This is a genomic window from Nocardiopsis sp. iso_237 (genome assembly GCF_056173345.1).
In genome coordinates this window covers 571,762-588,108 of record NZ_CM149669.1, presented here as the reverse complement: position 1 = coordinate 588,108, position 16,347 = coordinate 571,762, and the positions used below count along the sequence as shown (strand labels likewise).

15 protein-coding genes are annotated in these 16,347 nt (G+C 73.0%); 8 read left to right on the top strand and 7 right to left on the bottom strand.

Annotation, left to right across the window (positions count from 1 at the left end; all coding sequences use genetic code 11):
• Positions 1-15: 15 nt before the first annotated feature.
• Positions 16-1,545, bottom strand: coding sequence for a MocR-like pyridoxine biosynthesis transcription factor PdxR (pdxR, locus tag AC0VYM_RS02850; RefSeq protein WP_475458611.1), 1,530 nt, complete (start codon positions 1,543-1,545; stop codon positions 16-18).
• A gap of 67 nt (positions 1,546-1,612) precedes the next feature.
• On the opposite strand from pdxR, the gene AC0VYM_RS02845 reads away from it, so the two are divergent.
• Complete coding sequence (locus tag AC0VYM_RS02845; RefSeq protein WP_475458609.1) at positions 1,613-2,251, top strand: pyridoxamine 5'-phosphate oxidase family protein; 639 nt, start codon at positions 1,613-1,615, stop codon at positions 2,249-2,251.
• 55 nt (positions 2,252-2,306) lie between these two features.
• Here AC0VYM_RS02845 and dtd read toward each other — a convergent pair whose 3' ends face one another.
• Positions 2,307-2,732 (bottom strand): D-aminoacyl-tRNA deacylase, encoded by a 426-nt coding sequence (gene dtd / locus AC0VYM_RS02840; protein ID WP_475458607.1) that lies wholly within the window; start codon positions 2,730-2,732, stop codon positions 2,307-2,309.
• Positions 2,733-2,779: 47 nt separating this feature from the next.
• Positions 2,780-4,630, bottom strand: a complete 1,851-nt coding sequence (locus AC0VYM_RS02835) for a DUF2207 domain-containing protein (RefSeq protein WP_475458605.1) — start codon at positions 4,628-4,630, stop codon at positions 2,780-2,782.
• A 213-nt stretch (positions 4,631-4,843) separates the two neighbouring features.
• Between AC0VYM_RS02835 and AC0VYM_RS02830 the strand changes: the two genes are divergently transcribed.
• The 3 genes from AC0VYM_RS02830 (at position 4,844) to AC0VYM_RS02820 (ending at position 9,384) form a co-directional block, all read left to right on the top strand.
• Positions 4,844-5,728: a neutral zinc metallopeptidase gene (locus tag AC0VYM_RS02830; protein ID WP_475462914.1), complete on the top strand. Its 885-nt coding sequence runs from the start codon at positions 4,844-4,846 to the stop codon at positions 5,726-5,728.
• A complete protein-coding gene (locus AC0VYM_RS02825) occupies positions 5,725-6,792 on the top strand; it encodes a neutral zinc metallopeptidase (protein ID WP_475458603.1) in 1,068 nt (355 codons plus the stop codon). The genes AC0VYM_RS02830 and AC0VYM_RS02825 overlap by 4 nt, the downstream gene beginning before the upstream one ends.
• 75 nt (positions 6,793-6,867) lie before the next feature.
• Positions 6,868-9,384: a hypothetical protein gene (locus AC0VYM_RS02820; RefSeq protein WP_475458601.1), complete on the top strand. Its 2,517-nt coding sequence runs from the start codon at positions 6,868-6,870 to the stop codon at positions 9,382-9,384.
• Positions 9,385-9,458: 74 nt separating this feature from the next.
• Here AC0VYM_RS02820 and AC0VYM_RS02815 read toward each other — a convergent pair whose 3' ends face one another.
• The 3 genes from AC0VYM_RS02815 to AC0VYM_RS02805 form a co-directional block, all read right to left on the bottom strand.
• Positions 9,459-9,758, bottom strand: coding sequence for a DUF2516 family protein (locus AC0VYM_RS02815; RefSeq protein ID WP_017544166.1), 300 nt, complete (start codon positions 9,756-9,758; stop codon positions 9,459-9,461).
• Between the two features lie 154 nt (positions 9,759-9,912).
• On the bottom strand, positions 9,913-10,857 hold the full coding sequence (locus AC0VYM_RS02810; RefSeq protein WP_475458598.1) for a M56 family metallopeptidase: 945 nt from the start codon (positions 10,855-10,857) through the stop codon (positions 9,913-9,915).
• A 5-nt stretch (positions 10,858-10,862) separates the two neighbouring features.
• Positions 10,863-11,225, bottom strand: a complete 363-nt coding sequence (locus AC0VYM_RS02805) for a BlaI/MecI/CopY family transcriptional regulator (RefSeq protein WP_352387983.1) — start codon at positions 11,223-11,225, stop codon at positions 10,863-10,865.
• A gap of 618 nt (positions 11,226-11,843) precedes the next feature.
• Here AC0VYM_RS02805 and AC0VYM_RS02800 point away from each other — a divergent pair.
• The 3 genes from AC0VYM_RS02800 (at position 11,844) to AC0VYM_RS02790 (ending at position 13,906) form a co-directional block, all read left to right on the top strand.
• Positions 11,844-13,088 (top strand): YcaO-like family protein, encoded by a 1,245-nt coding sequence (locus tag AC0VYM_RS02800; protein WP_475458595.1) that lies wholly within the window; start codon positions 11,844-11,846, stop codon positions 13,086-13,088.
• 222 nt (positions 13,089-13,310) lie between these two features.
• Positions 13,311-13,748 (top strand): hypothetical protein, encoded by a 438-nt coding sequence (locus AC0VYM_RS02795; RefSeq protein WP_352387985.1) that lies wholly within the window; start codon positions 13,311-13,313, stop codon positions 13,746-13,748.
• Positions 13,749-13,750: 2 nt separating this feature from the next.
• The gene (locus AC0VYM_RS02790; RefSeq protein WP_352387987.1) at positions 13,751-13,906 is read left to right on the top strand and encodes a hypothetical protein; all 156 of its coding nucleotides are present in this window, start codon (positions 13,751-13,753) and stop codon (positions 13,904-13,906) included.
• A gap of 57 nt (positions 13,907-13,963) precedes the next feature.
• On the opposite strand, the gene AC0VYM_RS02785 is transcribed toward AC0VYM_RS02790, so the two are convergent.
• Positions 13,964-15,274 carry a cryptochrome/photolyase family protein gene (locus AC0VYM_RS02785; protein WP_475458591.1) on the bottom strand — a complete coding sequence of 437 codons (1,311 nt, stop codon included), beginning with the start codon at positions 15,272-15,274 and terminating at the stop codon, positions 13,964-13,966.
• 87 nt (positions 15,275-15,361) lie between these two features.
• Here AC0VYM_RS02785 and AC0VYM_RS02780 point away from each other — a divergent pair, with 87 nt between their 5' ends.
• Positions 15,362-16,333, top strand: coding sequence for a YbgA family protein (locus AC0VYM_RS02780; protein ID WP_475458589.1), 972 nt, complete (start codon positions 15,362-15,364; stop codon positions 16,331-16,333).
• Positions 16,334-16,347 lie beyond the last annotated feature (14 nt).

The following is a 16,347-nucleotide window of genomic DNA, read 5'->3' as shown; positions in this document are numbered from 1 at the left end:
CTCAGGGACGTCCGCTCACTCGTCCCGGGCCGCCGCGCTCCCCGGCTCCCGGTCGGCGGGCTCGGCGCCCGATACGCCGCGTACCGACGGCCGACCGCTCCCCGCGTGGCGTGCCACGGCGCGGGCCAGGACCTCGCACGCGCGGCGGAGCTCCGTGCCGCCCGCCGTCCCGTAGCCGATGACCAGGCCGTGCACGCCGGGGTCGCCGTGGCTGGCGCGGCTGGTGTCCTCCACCAGGACCCCCTCCTCGGCCGCCGCCGCGATCACGGGCGCCACCGCCTCCTCGGGCAGGGTGAGCAGCACGTGCAGCCCGGCGGTGTCCCCGCCGATCCGGGGGCCGAGGTGTTCCACGAGCAGGGCGCGGCGGCGGGCGTACTCCAGGCGCATCCGGCGCAGGTGCCGGTCCAGGTCCCCGCGTTCGAGCAGGAGGGCCGTGGCCGCCTGGACGGGTCCGCTGGTGCGGTCGGACAGGTCGGCCCGCACCCGGGCGAGGCGGTGCAGCAGGTCGGGTTCGGCCACGATCCAGCCGATGCCGAGGTCGGGGTCGAGGGTCTTCGAGAGGGTGCCGAGCAGTACGACCCGCTCGGGGTCGAGCCCGTACAGGGCGGGCAGGGGCGCCACGTCGTAGCGGAACTCGGCGTCGTAGTCGTCCTCGATCACCACGGCTCCGGTCCGCCGGGCCCAGGCCAGGAGGCGTTCGCGGCGGGGCACGGGGAGGCGCCCGCCCAGCGGGTACTGGTGGGCGGGGGTGGTGTAGACGAGCGCGAGGTCGTCGGGCAGGTCGTCGGGGCGGATCCCGTCGTGGTCGACGGGGCAGGGAACGATCTCGGCGCCGCGTGCGGCCAGGATGGTGCGGGCCTTCCCGTAGCCGGGCTCCTCGACCCCGGCGCGGAAGCGGACTCCGGGGGACGCCGCCGTGCCCGGCCACCCCTCCGCTCCGGCGGTCATGGCGCCGACCAGGTCGATCCCGTTCCCGGTCCCCCGGGTGACCAGGACGTTCTCGGGTCCCACCCGCACGCCCCGGGTGCGGCGCAGGTGTTCGGCCAGCAGGGCGCGCAGCCTCGGGTCCCCCTGGGGGTCGGGGTCGTCCGAGGGCGGGACCTCGGCGGCGTGCCGCCAGGCCCGGCGGAGTGCGGCGCGGTCGTGGTCGCGGACCCAGGCCGCGCCGGGCCGCAGGTCCACCGCCCCGGCACGGCGGATCTCGTCCCGTGAGGGGCGCCCGCGGACGGGTTCGGCGGTGCGCGGGGGCCGCGGCCGGGCGGGGGCGGACGGTCTCGGCAGGGGGCCGTGTTCGGCCACGAAGGTGCCGGAACCGTGGCGGCCGTCGAGCCAGCCCTCCGCGTAGAGCTGCTGGTAGGCGTCGGTGACCACCGTGCGGCTGACCCCGAGCTGCCCGGCCAGGGCCCGGCTGGAGGGCAGCCGTTCACCCGCCCTGAGTGCTCCGGAGGCCATGGCCTCCCGCAGCGCGCCGGACAGCTGCGCGGTGAGGGGCGTGGGGTCGGCGCGGTCGAGGCGGACCGGCGGTTCGGTGAGGTGTCGCGGCAAAGTGGTCTTTCACTTCCTGCCAGAAGTGGCCATGGTTGGGGTATCCACTTCTGCCTACCGTAGACGCATGCTCTCCACCACCGAACGCACACGGCTCAACCGCGCCAAGCACAAGACCCGGACCGACCGCGCCGAACTGTACGACCTCCTCGACGAGGGCCTGGTCTGCCACATGGGCGTGGTCGTGGACGGTTCGCCCCGGGTCGTGCCCACGGGGTACGGGCGGATCGGCGACACCCTCTACCTGCACGGGTCGACCGGAGCCCGGTCCCTGCGGGCGGCGGGCGAGATGTGCGTGACGGTCACCCTGCTGGACGGGATCGTCCTGGCCCGCTCGGGCTTCCACCACTCCGTGAACCACCGGTCCGCGATGGTCTTCGGAACGCCGCGCGCGGTCACCGACGAGCAGGAGCGCTGGGACGCGCTGCGGGCGATCACCGAGCAGCTCGCTCCCGGTCAGTGGGAGGCGGCCCGCCAGCCCGACGCCAAGGAGATGGCGGCCACCAGGGTGCTGGCGCTGTCCCTGGAGGAGGCGTCGGTGAAGGTCCGCACGGGCCCGCCCGCAGACGACGAGGAGGACTACGCCCTCCCGCTCTGGGCGGGTGTGCAGCCGGTCCGCACGGTGTTCGACCCCCCGGTCACCGACCCGGCCCTGGTCCACGACCTCCCCGTCCCGGAGCACGTCCTGGCGCGCGTGACCCGGTGACCCGGTGACCCCGTGACCCGGTGGGCGCGGCGGGACTCCGGCCGCGCCCGCGCCCTCAGGCCTCCACGATGACCGTGAAGGGGCCCTCGTTGGTCAGGCCGACGGACATCTGGGCGCCGAACACGCCCGTGGCCACCTCGGCGCCCTGGTCGCGCAGCTCGCGCACGACCGCGTCCACCAGGGGCTCGGCCACCGGTCCGGGCGCGGCCGCCTGCCAGGTGGGACGGCGGCCCTTGCGCGCATCGCCGTAGAGGGTGAACTGGCTGACCACCAGCAGCGGCGCCCCGACGTCGGAGCAGGACTCCTCGCCCTCCAGGATCCGCAGGGTCCACAGCTTCCTGGCGACCTTGCGGGCCTCCTCCTCGGTGTCGGTGTGCGTGACCCCCACCAGGGCCATCAGTCCGGGACGGGTGATCTCTCCGACCACCTCGCCCTCCACCGTCACCGAAGCGTGCGACACCCGCTGCACGACAGCGCGCATGGTCCTCCCCCGTTCCCGTGTGTGCCCCGCCCCTGATCGGGGCGGTGCTACCTCGATCGTTGCAGCTGGTTGAGCAGGCGCATACGTCGGGTGTTGGTGATCAGACCGGTGAGGGTGACCACGAACGTGCTGATCGAGTCCGAGAAGTCCTCGATCCGCCACTCGCGCGGGCCGGTGTACCAGTGCAGGCCGTCACCGTCGAGCTCCTCGGGACTGAGGTCCGCGATGGCCGCGGCGGCCAGGATGTTGGCCCAGCGGTCGACGTCGTCGAAGATCACCGCGTAGGGGAGGTAGCGCGAGTACAGCTCCACCCGTTCGCCGGGCGGGGCGCTCTGGGCGCGCTGGCTGAGCAGGTAGTCGCGGAAGCCCATCGTGTGCGCGTACACCGAGCTGCCGAGCCTGGTCTTGGCGGGCATGTACTGCGCTCCCGCGGTGACGGCGGCACCGGCGATGACGACGGCCAGCCCGGTGAAGGCGGCGCTGGTGAACACCGCGAGCACCCCGGTCAGGACCACCCCGACGGCGGTGAGCGCCATGCCCACGGTGGTCCAGGTCCCCCGCACCCGGCTGGGCGACCGGGAGAACCACCTGAGCCGGACCATGTCGCGGTACAGCTCCTCGCGGACCCGGTCCACGCGCGCCGGGAAGTCGTCGGAGTGGCGGGGGGAACCGAGCTCGGACAGGCGCACGGTGCGGCGCTCCCCGAAGAGGGCGTCCAACAGGAGCCACTCGGAGGAGAGCAGGGTCTCCTCCGTCGGCCCGTCCAGGCGGACCAGCCGCCAGTCCACCGACGTGAAGTGTTCGTGGGGCAGCTCCTCGACCCGGATGTGACCGCGTACGGCCAGGTCGAGGACGGTGCCGGTGAGGTCGGCGATGTCCACGCGCTCGTCGACCAGCGTGCCGATCTGACCGGGGTGGACGTCGTCCGGCGGGGCGAAGCGCATCCGGCCGTGCTCGCCGCGGGCCACGGGGGCGTGGTCGCCCTCCGCCGCCTCGCTGCGCAGCGCGCGTTCGTCGCGGCCCCGGAGGCGGATGAGGGCGATCAGCCCGCCGACCAGGACCAGCAGCAGGAGTCCGAACACGCTCGCGGTACCCGGTGTCACCTGGAAGGCGGACGCCAGCGACCACCGGCGGTTCAGGAGGGGTTCGCCCTCGGCGGTGCCGGGCGGGTAGTTCACGACGATGTCCAGCCGGTCGCTGGGGGTCATGTCGGCCTGGAGGAAGTGCGCGACGACCGCGTCCCCGCCCATGTCCGAGGCGGTGCAGTACATGGCGCTGCGGGGTTCGCCCGCCAGGCACGACAGCGCCTCGGGGGGCTGTGGAGCGGTGACGGTGACGTCGGTGGAGCGGACGTCGTGGCTGTAGGCGCCCACGGCCCGCCACTCCAGCTGGACCCCCTGGGCGACCTCGCCCACGGTGCCGCTGACCCGGTAGCTGAGCCGCACCCCGCGCGTGCCCTCGGTGGGGATGCGCACGAGGAGGGCGCCGTCGGTCTCCTCGGTCTCCACCTGGAGGGTGGAGCCGCCGGAGTCGACCGCCGAGACCCCGTTGATCTCGAACCGGCGGTCGTGGTCGGTGTCGTAGAGCATCGTGGCGGTGAGGGCGCGGGTGAAGGTCTCCGGCGCCGGGCCCTCGAACCGGATGGACTCCTCGCCGTGCAGAATGCCGAGTTGGTCCAGTTCCAGACGGATATCGTTGGTGATGACCGCGTCCGTGGCGGAACGTCGGTCGATGACCGTCGGTTCGTGCCCCGGTACTGTGGTTGCCGGTGCGGTCGCCGTCACCGCGTGCGCCTGCCCTCCCGGCCACCCCGCGGCGACCACCACGAACGGCGAGGAGAACACGAGAAGGGCCGTCGCCATCGCGACGGCCGGGCGCCAGGAGCCGACCCACCACATGACGCGAGAGCTTATCCGGTCCGTGAGCGGACCGTATCCATCGGGCGCCCTCCCCGGCGTCGCGTACCGGACCCCCGCTGGTGGCTCCGTCGACCACCCCTCCGGCGTGGCCGGACCTCCCGCGCGGAACGGGGGCGCGGTCGCGTGCTGACCCGACGACGGAACCGACCCGTGTCCGACCCGTGGGCGGAGCGCCCCGGCTTCCTCCAGCGCATGGGGCTGGGAGTCTCGCTGTCCCTGGGCACGGGGCTGGCCGCCGTGGGTTTCACGGGCTTCCTGGCGTTCTCGGCGCTGCTGCCGACGGCGCAGCCCGCCTGGGGCGGGCCCGTGGGACCGGACGCCACCCAGGTGCTGTCGGCCGAGGCGGCCTCGGCGGAGTCCGACACGGCGCGGATCGAGGACCCGCTCGGGCAGAACCCGCTGTACGCCAACGGCGAGCTGGGCGAGGTCACGTGTCGGCCTCCGAAGATGGACGCCGAGGACCCGAAGTCGGTGGAGACCTTCGTGCACTCCATCGCGGACTGCCTGGACGCGGCGTGGGGCGCGTACTTCCATGAGGCGGGCATCCCGTTCTCCTCCCCCAACCGCGTGTACTGGTACGCGGCGGGGAACAGCCCGTGCGGCCCCTTCCCCAAGCAGGGGACGGCGGCCTTCTACTGCCAGGCCAACCAGGGCCTCTACCTGGGGGTGGAGGACATCGTGGCGGCCTCGGCGGGCAGTGACGAGGCCGAGGCGTACACGTTCCTGCTCAGCCACGAGTACGGGCACCACGTGCAGGGGCAGTCGATGATCCTGGCCGAGTTCCGCTCGCTCCGGGCCAACGCCGACCAGGAGACGGCGGACGAACTCACCCGGCGCAACGAGCTCCAGGCCAACTGCCTGGGCGGGGTGTTCGTCGGCTCCGCTGAGGAGTCCCTCGGTTACGGGAAGTCGGAGCGAGCCAATATCCTCGACTCCGTCGGGCTCCGCTCCGACCACGCGGGCACGAGCACGCACGGATCGGTGGAGAACGGTCGTCTGTGGACCGCGCACGGTCTGGACCGTCTCGACCCGGCGGCCTGCAACACCTGGGAAGCCCGCGAGGAGCTGGTGCGGTGAGCGGTGACCACGGACCGGGAGGCTCCGACGAGCCCCGCGGACCCGGCCCGGGCGGTTCCGATCCCGCCCTGTCGGCGGCGTTCACCCGGCTGGAGTACTCCCGCAGGGCCCACCGCACCAACCGCAGGGTGTTCAGCGCGGTGTGCGGCCTCCTGGTGGCCCTGCTCGCGCTGTCGCTGCTCTCCTGGACCAGCGTCAACGAGGGCGAGTCCGCCATGGACACGGTCTCCGAGCCGGCCGACGGCGGGGGCGACGACAAGCCCGGCCAGCCTCCGAGCCCCACCGCCGACGCGCCCACCGGTCAGCTGGGACTACCCGGGCGCACCGTGCCCGACCGGCCCTCCGGCCACAGCGCGCTGGTCGCCAACCCCATCTACGACACCGGTCGGCTGAGTCCGCTGCCGTGCCCGGTACCCGAACTCGACGTCGACGACCCCGGCTCGATGGAACGGTTCCTGCACCTGGTCGCGGACTGTCTGGACGACGTGTGGAAGACCCAGTTCGACCGCGCGGGCATCCCGTTCGCCCCGCCGGACCGGGTGTTCTGGGACGAGCCCGGGGTGAGCCCCTGCCGTTCCTACCCGTCCCCGGCGGGCGCCTTCTACTGCCGGGCCAGCGCGTCGATCTACATCGGCACCTCGGACGTGGTGGAGAAGTGGAACGGCTCGGACGACAGCGTGGTCTACGCGTCCCTGCTGGCCCACGAGTACGGGCACCACGTGCAGGGCGAGTCCGGGCTCCTGGAGTACTACCACGAGCAGCGCCAGCTGGAGGAGGACGACGCGGGGCGCAACTCCTGGACGCGCCGCAGCGAACTCCAGGCGAACTGCCTGTCGGCGGCGTTCCTGGGGTCCGTCCGGGTGAGCTACCCGCTCTCGGAGGGGGACCTGTCCACGCTCCTGGACGACGCCTCGGCCACCGCCGACCGCCCCGACGGCCCCGAGGAGGAGCGCACGCACGGTTCCTCGGACAACAGCGTGTGGTGGACGCGGACCGGTTGGACCGAGCAGTCGGCGGGGGCCTGCAACACCTGGGACGTGAGTGACGAGGGAATGGTCAAGTAGCACGCCTGGTCACGGGTTGTCCACAGGCTCCGGCTTTCCGTGTTTCATCGCGACTGTGCGTGGCAGGATGCTGACATGCCGGACACCCCCGAACCCTCCGGCTCGTACGAGCCCGAGCACCCTCGCCCCGTGTCTCCCACCCTCTCCGTCACCCGGACCCCCGCCGCCAGGCACTCCCCCGCGGACACCACGGTCACCACCGTCGTGCCCCCGGTCGCGCCCACCGCCGAACCCCGGTCCGCTCCCACCCGCAACTGCGTGGAGCTGCGCGTGCACGGGGTCAGCGGCGGCCAGGCCGAGGAGCTCCTGGACGTGGAGCCCGCCATGCGCGTGGGCGGCGACCGGCTCGCGGGCTTCTTCCGCTGGCGGCGTGAGCCGGACACCCAGAGCGTGCCGGGGGTTCGGCGCGAGATCTTCGCCTGGGGCAACCTGACCTCGGGCAGCTCCTCCCGGGCCTTCTGGCTCCTGCTGCTGCCGTTCATGATGCTCAACGTGGCGTACTGGATGCGGCCGGGCCGGATGGACCGGGGCCAGACCGGGGTCCGCAGGGCGGCCAGCATCGCCTACGGGGCGGGGGTGCGGCTGCTGGCGCTGTCGTTGACCGTGCTCATCACCCTGGCCTCGGCCGGGGTCGGCATGGACCTGGTGGGCTGGCAGTGCGCCGGGCTGGGTGACGCGTGTGTCCAGGCGCGCCCGTGGCTGGCCTTCCTCGCCTCGTCCTCCTCGCCGCTGTCGGCGCCGGGTTGGGGGCTGCTGGTGGGGGCGGTGCTGCCCGCCGCGGTGATCGTGGTGCTGTGGCGGCTGTCCCGGAGGACGGCCGCCGACTACGAGGTGGTGACCGGCCCGGTGCCGCCGGACCACGCCGAGGACGCTCCCCTGAGCCACCCGGACTTCTGGCGCAACAGCGAGATCATGGCCCGGCTGAGGTCGGTGCACATCGCCCTGGCGGTCGGTACCGTCGCGGCGCTGCTGCTGGTGCCCGCCTTCCTGCACGACCTGTCGGCCCGGTCCGGGGGGTCGGCCGCCGAACCGGGCGCCTGGTGGGTCGGGGCGGTGCTGACGTTCCTGCTCGCGACCGTGGCGGCCGCGAGCACCGCGAGCGTGCTGGTACCCGGGCTGGATCCGCGGTGGAACGCCCGGGCCGACCGGTTCTGCCGGGTGCTGCGGGACACCGTGCTCGTCCTGGTGGTGGCCGTGGCGGTCTACACGGTGTGGCCGCGCCCCGGCTGGGTGGCCGAGGGGCGGTTGCCCGGCAGCGGCACCATGCTGAACACGCTCTTCGCCACCCAGGGCGCGCTGGTGCTGATGCTGCTGGTGGCGGCCCTGGTCCTGTTCTCGGTGGACCGCCCGCACGAGCGGACCGCCATGCGGGGGCTGGCCGGGCCGTCGACGGCGGCGCTCGGAACGCTGCTCGGTGGCGGGTTCTCGGCCGCGCTGGTCTACCAGGGGTCGCTGTGGCTGAGCGGCTGCGGTTCCATGAGCGCGCCGGAGGCCGACTGTCTGGCGCTGTCGCCGCCGACCGCCTACTCGTGGCTCCAGCTGGCGTTCGCCTTCGAGGCGGTGATCGTGCTGGCCGTGGTGGCGGTGCTGGCCCTGCGCCTGCGCGGGGCGGTCCGCGCGCAGCTGCCGGAGGTGACCTCGCTGTACTCGCGGAGTGTGCGGGACCGCCGGACCTGGGACATCGCCAAGGCCAGGGCGGCCGGGCGGATGACCGAGGTGCTGCCCGCGGTGCTGGCCGCGCTGTTGCTCCCGGTGGTGCCGCTGGTGGGGCTGGCGCTCTACTCGATCATCACCGGGAACCTGGTGGCCGGTCCGGTGGACGCGCCCACGGCCGTGGCCGGGGAGTTCCAGGGCGCGGTCCAGAGCGCGTTGGACGCCCTGGTGGGGGTGGGGTCGCTCCTCGGCGGAGCGAGCCTGGTGGCCCTGGTGTGGATCGGCCGGAGCGCGTACCGGGACCGGCCGACCCGGCAGGCGGTCGGCGCGGTGTGGGACGTGGGAACCTTCTGGCCGAGGGTCGCGCACCCGCTGGCCCCGCCCTCCTACGCCGAGCGCGCGGTGCCGCAGCTGACCGCGAGGGTGGCGAGGATGGCCGGTGAGGGCACCGACGTGGTGATCTCCGGCCACTCGCAGGGTTCGGTGCTGGCCGCGGCGACCGTGTGGCAGCTGCCCCGGAGCTGCCGCTCCCGGGTCCGCCTGATCACCCACGGCTCACCCCTGGACCGGCTGTACGCGCGGTACTTCCCCGCCTACTTCGGACCGGCGTCCTTCGCGGACCTGACCGGGAGGGTGTCGGCCTGGCGCAACCTGTGGCGGGTCACCGACGCCATCGGCGGTCCGGTCAGACGCCGTGGCGCCGCCGGGGCGGGCGAAGGCGGGGGCGAGGCCCTGGAGGTGGTGGACCAGGCCGAGCCGCTGCCCGACCCGCGCTCCTACGACGCCCCGCCCGGGGAGGCCCGACGTCCGGAGATCCTGGGTCACTCCCACTACACGAGCGATCCGGCCTACGCGGAGGCGCTCTCCGAGGTGCTGCCGCCGGTGCCCTCGCCGCCGAGGGACGCGCCGCCACGGGCCTCGGCCCCACACGGCGGGTGAGGCCGGTCCCGGGCCGGGGCGGCGTCACGCGGTGGCGGGCGCCACCGGAGGCCGGACGGCTCGGCCGCCCCGGGTTACCAGGGGCCGTAGGGACCGTTGTTCTGGTTGCCGCCCACGCCCTTCACGGCGGGCCGGACGTCCAGCAGGAAGATGAGGGTCGCGACGAGGCCCAGGATGACGAACATGCCCGTACCGGTCAGGACGGCGAGCAGGGAGACACCGGAGGCCACACCGGTGAGGATCACCCACAGCTTCTTGGTCTGCTTGTCCATCACCACGAAGGCCTGCTCGGGCGTCCTCAGGGCCTCGATGAACGCGTACAGGCTGGCCACGAAGGTCACGAGGTAGATCAGCTGCCAGATCCAGAAGAACAAGACTCACTCCAGTCGCCACACGCGTCCGAACGGGGTTCCGCCCGCTCTCCACGTTAAACGGACCGGACGCGAGGATCGTGCCCGAGGGAGGGGCAGATCACGGACCGGGTGCGCGCGGGGTGCTCCGGACCACCCGGCGCGGCGTGCGCGACGGTCAGATGGGGATGTGCCAGAGACAGGTCACGGTGGCCAGCAGGAAGGCCGAGGCGCCCATGATCACGGCGCCCGCGTGGTACGGGAGCTCGTCGTCGGGGCGCAGGAGCCGGTTGACCCGGCGCATGACGGTGGGCTCGGCGGCGTGCACGGCGGCCATCGCACCGGCGGGCACGGGCGCGGGCCCGGCGGCGCCGAAGCGGAGCAGCGCCATGGCCAGCTCGCGGGAGGAGCTCCTGCGGCGGGCCTGGTCGTCGGCGCACATCTCGATGAGCAGCGCGACGCTCTCGTAGTAGGTCCGCACCAGGCGCACGCGGGGGAAGGCCCGCTTGAGGGAGGAGAACGGGAGCAGGACGAGGTCGTGGCGTTCGCGCAGGTGGGCGTGCTCGTGGGCGAGCACCGCGGCGAGCTCGCGGGTGTCGAGCACCTCCAGGGCCCCGGCGCTGATCACCACCTGGGAGCGCAGCACCCCGGGCAGGCAGTAGGCGGCGGCCGCCGGGTGGTCGACCACGCGCGCGCCCGGGACGTCGGGGTGTTCGCTGGCCACCAGTTCGAGCAGGTCGTGGTGGCGTCTGCGGACCCGGACCACCTGGACGAAGGAGGCGACGAGCCCGGAGAAGAGCACGAGGGTGAGCGCGGTCGCGAGCACGACGGCGGCGAGGTGGCTCAGCCCCTCGATCCCCTGTGAGAACTCGGAGATGATGAACTGGCCGGTGAGGAGGTCGGTGGCGGCGGCCAGCAGGCCGCCGGCGGCGCCGAGCTCGTAGGAGGACAGACCGTAGGCCAGCAGCGCGCCGATGGTGGACACGCCCCAGGCCAGGCCGAGCGCCTGCCAGGCGATGACCGCCGTGTAGGGACCGCGGGAGGGCCACTTCGCCCGGTGGAGTGCTTCCATGGCGACGAGGCAGCTGACCGCGACGAGAGTGAGGAGGGCGGCACTGACCATAGGGGCTAGTTCCTTGGCTGCTCGATTTCCGCGAGTGCGCGACGAAGCGCTTCAGCCTCCCCGCCGTCCATGGACTGGACGAAGGCGGCCAGGGCCGCGTCGCGGTCAACCGTCTGACCGAGCGCGTCGAACATGAGCTCCGACACGTAGTTCTCACGGCTGGCCGCTGGACGGTACCGCCACGCACGACCTTCGCGTGCCCGGTCGACGACCTTCTTCTTGGCCAGTCGGTCGAGCACCGTCATGACGGTCGTGTGGGCCAGGTCCCGATCAGCGAGAGCCTTCCCGACCTCACGAACCGTCATTGGTTCGTTGCGTGCCCACAGTACATCCATCACCGCGCGTTCAAGTTCGCCGAGCCGATTCATGGTCACAAGTCTACGACCGGTAGTACGACACTCGGCAGTACCCCCCATATAGCGCGTGACCTGCCTAGATGCAGGTACTTTGATCCTGGTCGGGATCGCGTGCCGCATACCGGTCCGACCGTCCCGGCCCAGGCTCACCGCCCTCCGGAGTGGTTTCATGTCACGCACCAGCACCGGGGACGCCCCGATCGACCGGCGCGACCGCTCCAGGAAGCGGGAAGCGACCGGCAACCGCTTCACGCGGCACCGCGACGGTTGTGCCTGTGGCCACCATATTCGCCACCCATTCACACAAACATGACATTCCCCCGATACCACCGGGCCGTGTTTGTGTCCCAGCGAGACAGGGGTATTCCCCTCGATGCCAGAATGGCGACCGAACGAACAGGGATGGCAACAATGGGTATCCGAACGTGGGACTCAGTCGGCGGCGGCCCTCACAACCGTCTGACGGACCTGGAGGAGCAGGAACTCCAGCAGATCGAACAGGCCCAGTCGACCCAGGAAACCGACGCCTAGCACCGGTCCGCGTCCGGGGCGGCGCCTTCCTTCGACGGAACGCCCCGGACCCCGGCGCCCGACCCGACCGGAAAGGCACTGCCCCCACCGGGCCGCTCGATGACCACGACCACCCCGGCACACCGCACCCATCAGGCCGGAGAGCGCGCCTTCTCCCTGGACCGGGCCCGCGAGCTCGCCGAGCAGACCCTCACCCAGGCCGGACTGCGCGCCCGACTGCACGACCTGGACGGCGCCTGGCGCTGCCACCTGCACCGCTTCGACGGCACCCCGGCCGGTGTCGGAGCGGGCAAGGGCGGGAGCGAGCAAGCCCGCGTGGGCGCGCTCTTCGAAGCCCTGGAACACCACCACAGCGACGCCCACGCCATCACCGCCGAACAACTGGTGCTGCGCTCCTCCCAGGAGCTCGTGTCCGAGGAGCTGGCCACCGACCCCGCGATACGCCCCCTGACCCTGGCCCCGCCCGCACTCCTGGCCTGCCGCACCCACACCGCGCTGGACGGATCCGGCGCGGGTACGGACGTGCCGGTGTACCTGCACACCCCCTCCTACCTCGCCGCGACCCCCCATCAGCGCCGTGCCCTGGGCGACGCCTTCGACTACTCGACCGTGGCGCGCTACAGCACCAACAACGGGACCGCCATCGGCGCCACCGCCACCGAAGCCTTCGTGCACGCCCTGGCCGAGACCGTCGAACGTGACGCCCTCTCGGTGCTGCTCTCCTCCACCTTCCTGGCCCCACACCCGGCGCCCCTGCGCGTGGTGGACCCGACGAGCCTGCCCGAGGACCTGCGTCAGCTTCACACCCGGGCCCAGGACCGCTCCGGCACCGCGGTGTGGCTGTTGGAGATGACCACCGACCTCGGCATACCGGCGTTCCACGCCTACGCTCCCGCCCGCCAGGGCCACCACATGGCCGGGTACGGCGCCTCCCTGTGCGCCACGCACGCCGCCCGTCGTGCCCTGGAGGAGTTCGTGCAGATCCTCGCGATCTTCGAACACGAGGAGCACCCGCCCCCCGACCTCGCCGCGCTGTCCCGCCACCCCGCTCTCCTGCGCGCTGGCCGGGCCGATCTCACTCCCCGCCTGGACTCCGCGAGAGTGCTCGCCTTCACCGCCACCACAGCGCCCGTGTCCCCTGCCGGACACCTGGCCGAGTTGGTGCGCGTGCTCACCGCCCACGGGCACCGCCCCTACGGGCGCATCCTCCACGAGGCCGCCAACGGAGTGAGCACGGTCTCGGTGTGCGTACCCGGCCTGGAGCGCTTCTTCGCCGTCACCAGCGGCCAGTGCGTGGTCCCTGGTCCGCGTGCCCGCGCACACATGACCCGGGCGGTGGACTGAGGTTCGACCGGGCGATTCTGGAACCACATTTCCACAGGCCGGATATCTTGGGCATCATTTCTCATGCAGCCTTGTGTCGAATTCACGACCGGTGGTACCACCCCTCGTGACACCCCCACGTCAATTCGGGACGGTTTTCCCGGAAGGGGTCCGAGACCTGACGGGCCCCGGGCACGGACCCCCGTCCACCGCGCCCCAGGCGTCCGACGTACGCTCCGTTCCATGGGACACCGGCATCCGAGCAAGCTCAAGAACCCAGAGGTGAGTCATGCGCGTGCCCGCTGGCTGTTGCGCGCGGAACTCGCCGGATGTGACGCCTGCCGCGCCGAGGGCGACGAGGACGCCCTGTCCGACCTCGCGTCGGGCGGTGTCTTCGACTCCCTGATCACGGGTTTCGTCCTGTCCCGCGTCCAACAGTGGCACTCCCCGAGCCGCCCGTCCCAGTACCCGGCCACGGTGTACCGCATCGCCCCCATCGACGAACGCGACTTCTGGCGGCCCCCGACCCAGCACTGCATGCGCGTGTGCACGGTGACGGGGGCCGGGGGCGACGGCGTGGACACCCTCCCCGCACTCCGGGAACTGCGCCTGATGTCGGCCCGGGACCGCTCCCTGGTCCTGGACGACGTCATCGACGGTCTGGCCGAAACGGAAGGTTGACCTTGAATCCCGTGCTCCGGCTTCCCCTGCTGCCCGATCCCGGCACCCGCATGTCCCCCAAGCACGACAAGCCCATCGTCGGTCAGTGCGAGAGGTGCGGTGAGTACCTCAACGCGGGGGTGCGCACCTGCCCCAACTGCGGGCACTACAACGGCTGAGCCGTTCCGCCCGGGGGACCGCCCCCGGGCGCTCCCCCGTCCCGGACACGGGTCCGGTCACCGGCCGGGGTCCGCGATCGGGGCCGGGTAGCCCTCGACGCCCTCCCCGTCCCCCTCGTTCCAGGGCCGGTGGGCCCGCGCCCCCGACAGCTCGGCCAGCTCGGGGACGTAGCGGCGCACGTAGACGCCCTCGGGGTCGAAGCGCCGCGCCTGCCGCGAGGGGTTGAAGGCCCGGTTGGGCCGGGTGTCGTTGCCGGTCCCCGCCGTCCACTGCCAGTTCCCGTACTCGTTGGCGACGTCCCCGTCGGTGAGGTGCGCGTCGAAGTGCGCGCCCCCCTCACGCCAGTGCACCCGCAGCGTCCTGGTGAGGAAGGCGGCGGTGATCATGCGGGTGCGGTTGTGCATGAAGCCCTCCCGGAGCAGCTGCCGCATGCCCGCGTCCACGATCGGCACGCCGGTCCGGCCCTCCTTCCAGGCGGCCAGGGCGTCCGGGTCGTGCCGCCACTCGCGGTCACGCGCCCGGTAGTCGCGGGTGTTGATCCACGGGAAGGCCGCCGTCACCTGGTGGTGGAAGTCGCGCCAGGCGAGCTGGCGCACGTACGCGTCGCCGCCCGGCAGGTCCCGCGCTGCGGTGGCGACCTCCAGCGGGGAGAGGCAGCCGAACCTGAGGTCGGCGGAGAGGCGGGAGGTGGCGGCACCGGGGAGGTCGTCGTTCCGGTCCCCGTAGTCGGCCAGTCCCCCGTCGGTCCAGGAGCGCAGGCGCGCGCGTGCCCGGGTCCAGCCGCCGGTCTGCCGTTCCGGGGCGAGGGAGCCCGCACCGGCGGAGTCGTCCGCGTCGAGCGGGTCGCCCGGTTCGAGGCCCTCGGGCAGTTCCAGGCGCTCGGGCGCGGGCAGCACCTCGCGCCACCGCTCCGCCTCCCAGGCCCGCCAGTAGGGGGTGAACACCTTGTAGTGGTCACCGCTGGCCGGGGTCACGTCGCCGGGCGGGACCACGGTCAGCCCGGGGTGGGCGCACACCTCCAGCCCGGTGGCGTGCAGGGCGTCCAGGCGCCGGGACGCGAACCGGCTCACGCCCGCGCTGAGGTGGACGGTGCGGGCCCCGGTCTCCCGGGCCAGCCTCCCGACCTCGGTGGCGGTGTCGCCCCGGCGCAGGAGGAGGTCGCCCCCTCTCTCCCGCAGGGCCGAACGCAGGTCCGCGAGCGCCTCTCCCAGGTAGGCGCGGCGGTTGCGGGCGGCGCGCGCCAGGAGCCCGGGTTCGAGGACGAAGAGGGGGACGACCGGGCCGGGGGCGCGCAGGGCGGCGCTGAGCGCGGGGTGGTCGTGCGGGCGCAGGTCCTGCGTGAACAGGACGATGACGGGGGTGCCCACCAAGGACTCCTTCACTTTGCGAGACCATCACACTACTGGGTGTGTTCCTTGGTGGTTACCCGACGCCAGCGGGGGTAGGGCCCCACCATGAACCCGCCTTCCCGACCGGTCGTCGGCGTCTCCAGCTGCCTCATCGGAGCGCCCGTGCGCTACAACGGCGGGCACTCGCGCTTCCGGTTCCTCACCGACGAGCTGGACCGGCACGTGGACTGGCTGCCGGTCTGCCCGGAGGCGGAGATCGGACTCGGCGTCCCGCGCCCCACCCTGCGCCTCCAGGAGCGCGCGGACGAGCACCCCGGCGAGGCCCGGGTGATCTCCAGCAGGGGCGGCGCCGACCACACGGACGACCTCGCGCGGGTGGCCGACCGGCACCTGCGGGAGCTGCGCCGCCTGGACGGCTACGTCCTCAAGAACAAGTCACCGAGCTGCGGCCTGTACGCCCTTCCGGTCTTCGACGACCACGGCGACCGGCAGCGCGGGACCGGCCGGGGGGCCTTCGCCGCCAGGCTCACCGCGCTGCTGCCGCACCTGCCCGTGGAGGAGCAGGGCCGCCTGTCCGACCCCGTCCTGCGCGAGCACTTCGTGGAGCGCGTGTTCGCGCACCACCGTCTACGGACCCTGCTGGAGGACGCGTGGCGCCCGCGCGACCTGGTGGCGTTCCACACCCGGCACAAGCTCCAGCTGATGGCGCACTCCCCGGACGGCTACCGGGAGACCGGCCGGATCGTGGCCCGGGCGGGCACCGGCGACCCCGAGGAGGTCGCGGCCGCCTACACGGAGGCCTTCCACCGGACCCTGGCCGTCAAGGGCAGCCGGGGCAAGCACGCCAACGTGCTCCAGCACGTCCTGGGGATGGTCAGCCCGCTGTTGGACGACACGCGCCGACACGACCTGCTGGCCGGGATCGAGGAGTACCGGGAGGGGCAGGCCCCCCTCAGCCTGCCGGTGGCACTCCTCCGGCACCACTGCTCCGCCGAGGCCGTGACCTGGGCCAACGAGCAGACCTACCTGCGCCCCTACCCGGAGGCCCTGCGACTGCGGCACCCGGTGTCCGTCTGACCCCACCGGAGACG

What these genes read in the sequence shown, in the direction of transcription:
- dtd (WP_475458607.1), bottom strand. Translation starts at nt 2,732, where the DNA reads ATGCGCGCTGTCGTGCAGCGGGTGTCGCACGCTTCGGTGACGGTGGAG.
- AC0VYM_RS02795 (WP_352387985.1), top strand. Translation starts at nt 13,311, where the DNA reads ATGGGACACCGGCATCCGAGCAAGCTCAAGAACCCAGAGGTGAGTCAT.
- AC0VYM_RS02845 (WP_475458609.1), top strand. Translation starts at nt 1,613, where the DNA reads ATGCTCTCCACCACCGAACGCACACGGCTCAACCGCGCCAAGCACAAG.
- AC0VYM_RS02835 (WP_475458605.1), bottom strand. Translation starts at nt 4,630, where the DNA reads ATGTGGTGGGTCGGCTCCTGGCGCCCGGCCGTCGCGATGGCGACGGCC.
- AC0VYM_RS02830 (WP_475462914.1), top strand. Translation starts at nt 4,844, where the DNA reads ATGGGGCTGGGAGTCTCGCTGTCCCTGGGCACGGGGCTGGCCGCCGTG.
- AC0VYM_RS02780 (WP_475458589.1), top strand. Translation starts at nt 15,362, where the DNA reads ATGAACCCGCCTTCCCGACCGGTCGTCGGCGTCTCCAGCTGCCTCATC.
- AC0VYM_RS02800 (WP_475458595.1), top strand. Translation starts at nt 11,844, where the DNA reads ATGACCACGACCACCCCGGCACACCGCACCCATCAGGCCGGAGAGCGC.
- AC0VYM_RS02820 (WP_475458601.1), top strand. Translation starts at nt 6,868, where the DNA reads ATGCCGGACACCCCCGAACCCTCCGGCTCGTACGAGCCCGAGCACCCT.
- AC0VYM_RS02810 (WP_475458598.1), bottom strand. Translation starts at nt 10,857, where the DNA reads ATGGTCAGTGCCGCCCTCCTCACTCTCGTCGCGGTCAGCTGCCTCGTC.
- AC0VYM_RS02805 (WP_352387983.1), bottom strand. Translation starts at nt 11,225, where the DNA reads ATGAATCGGCTCGGCGAACTTGAACGCGCGGTGATGGATGTACTGTGG.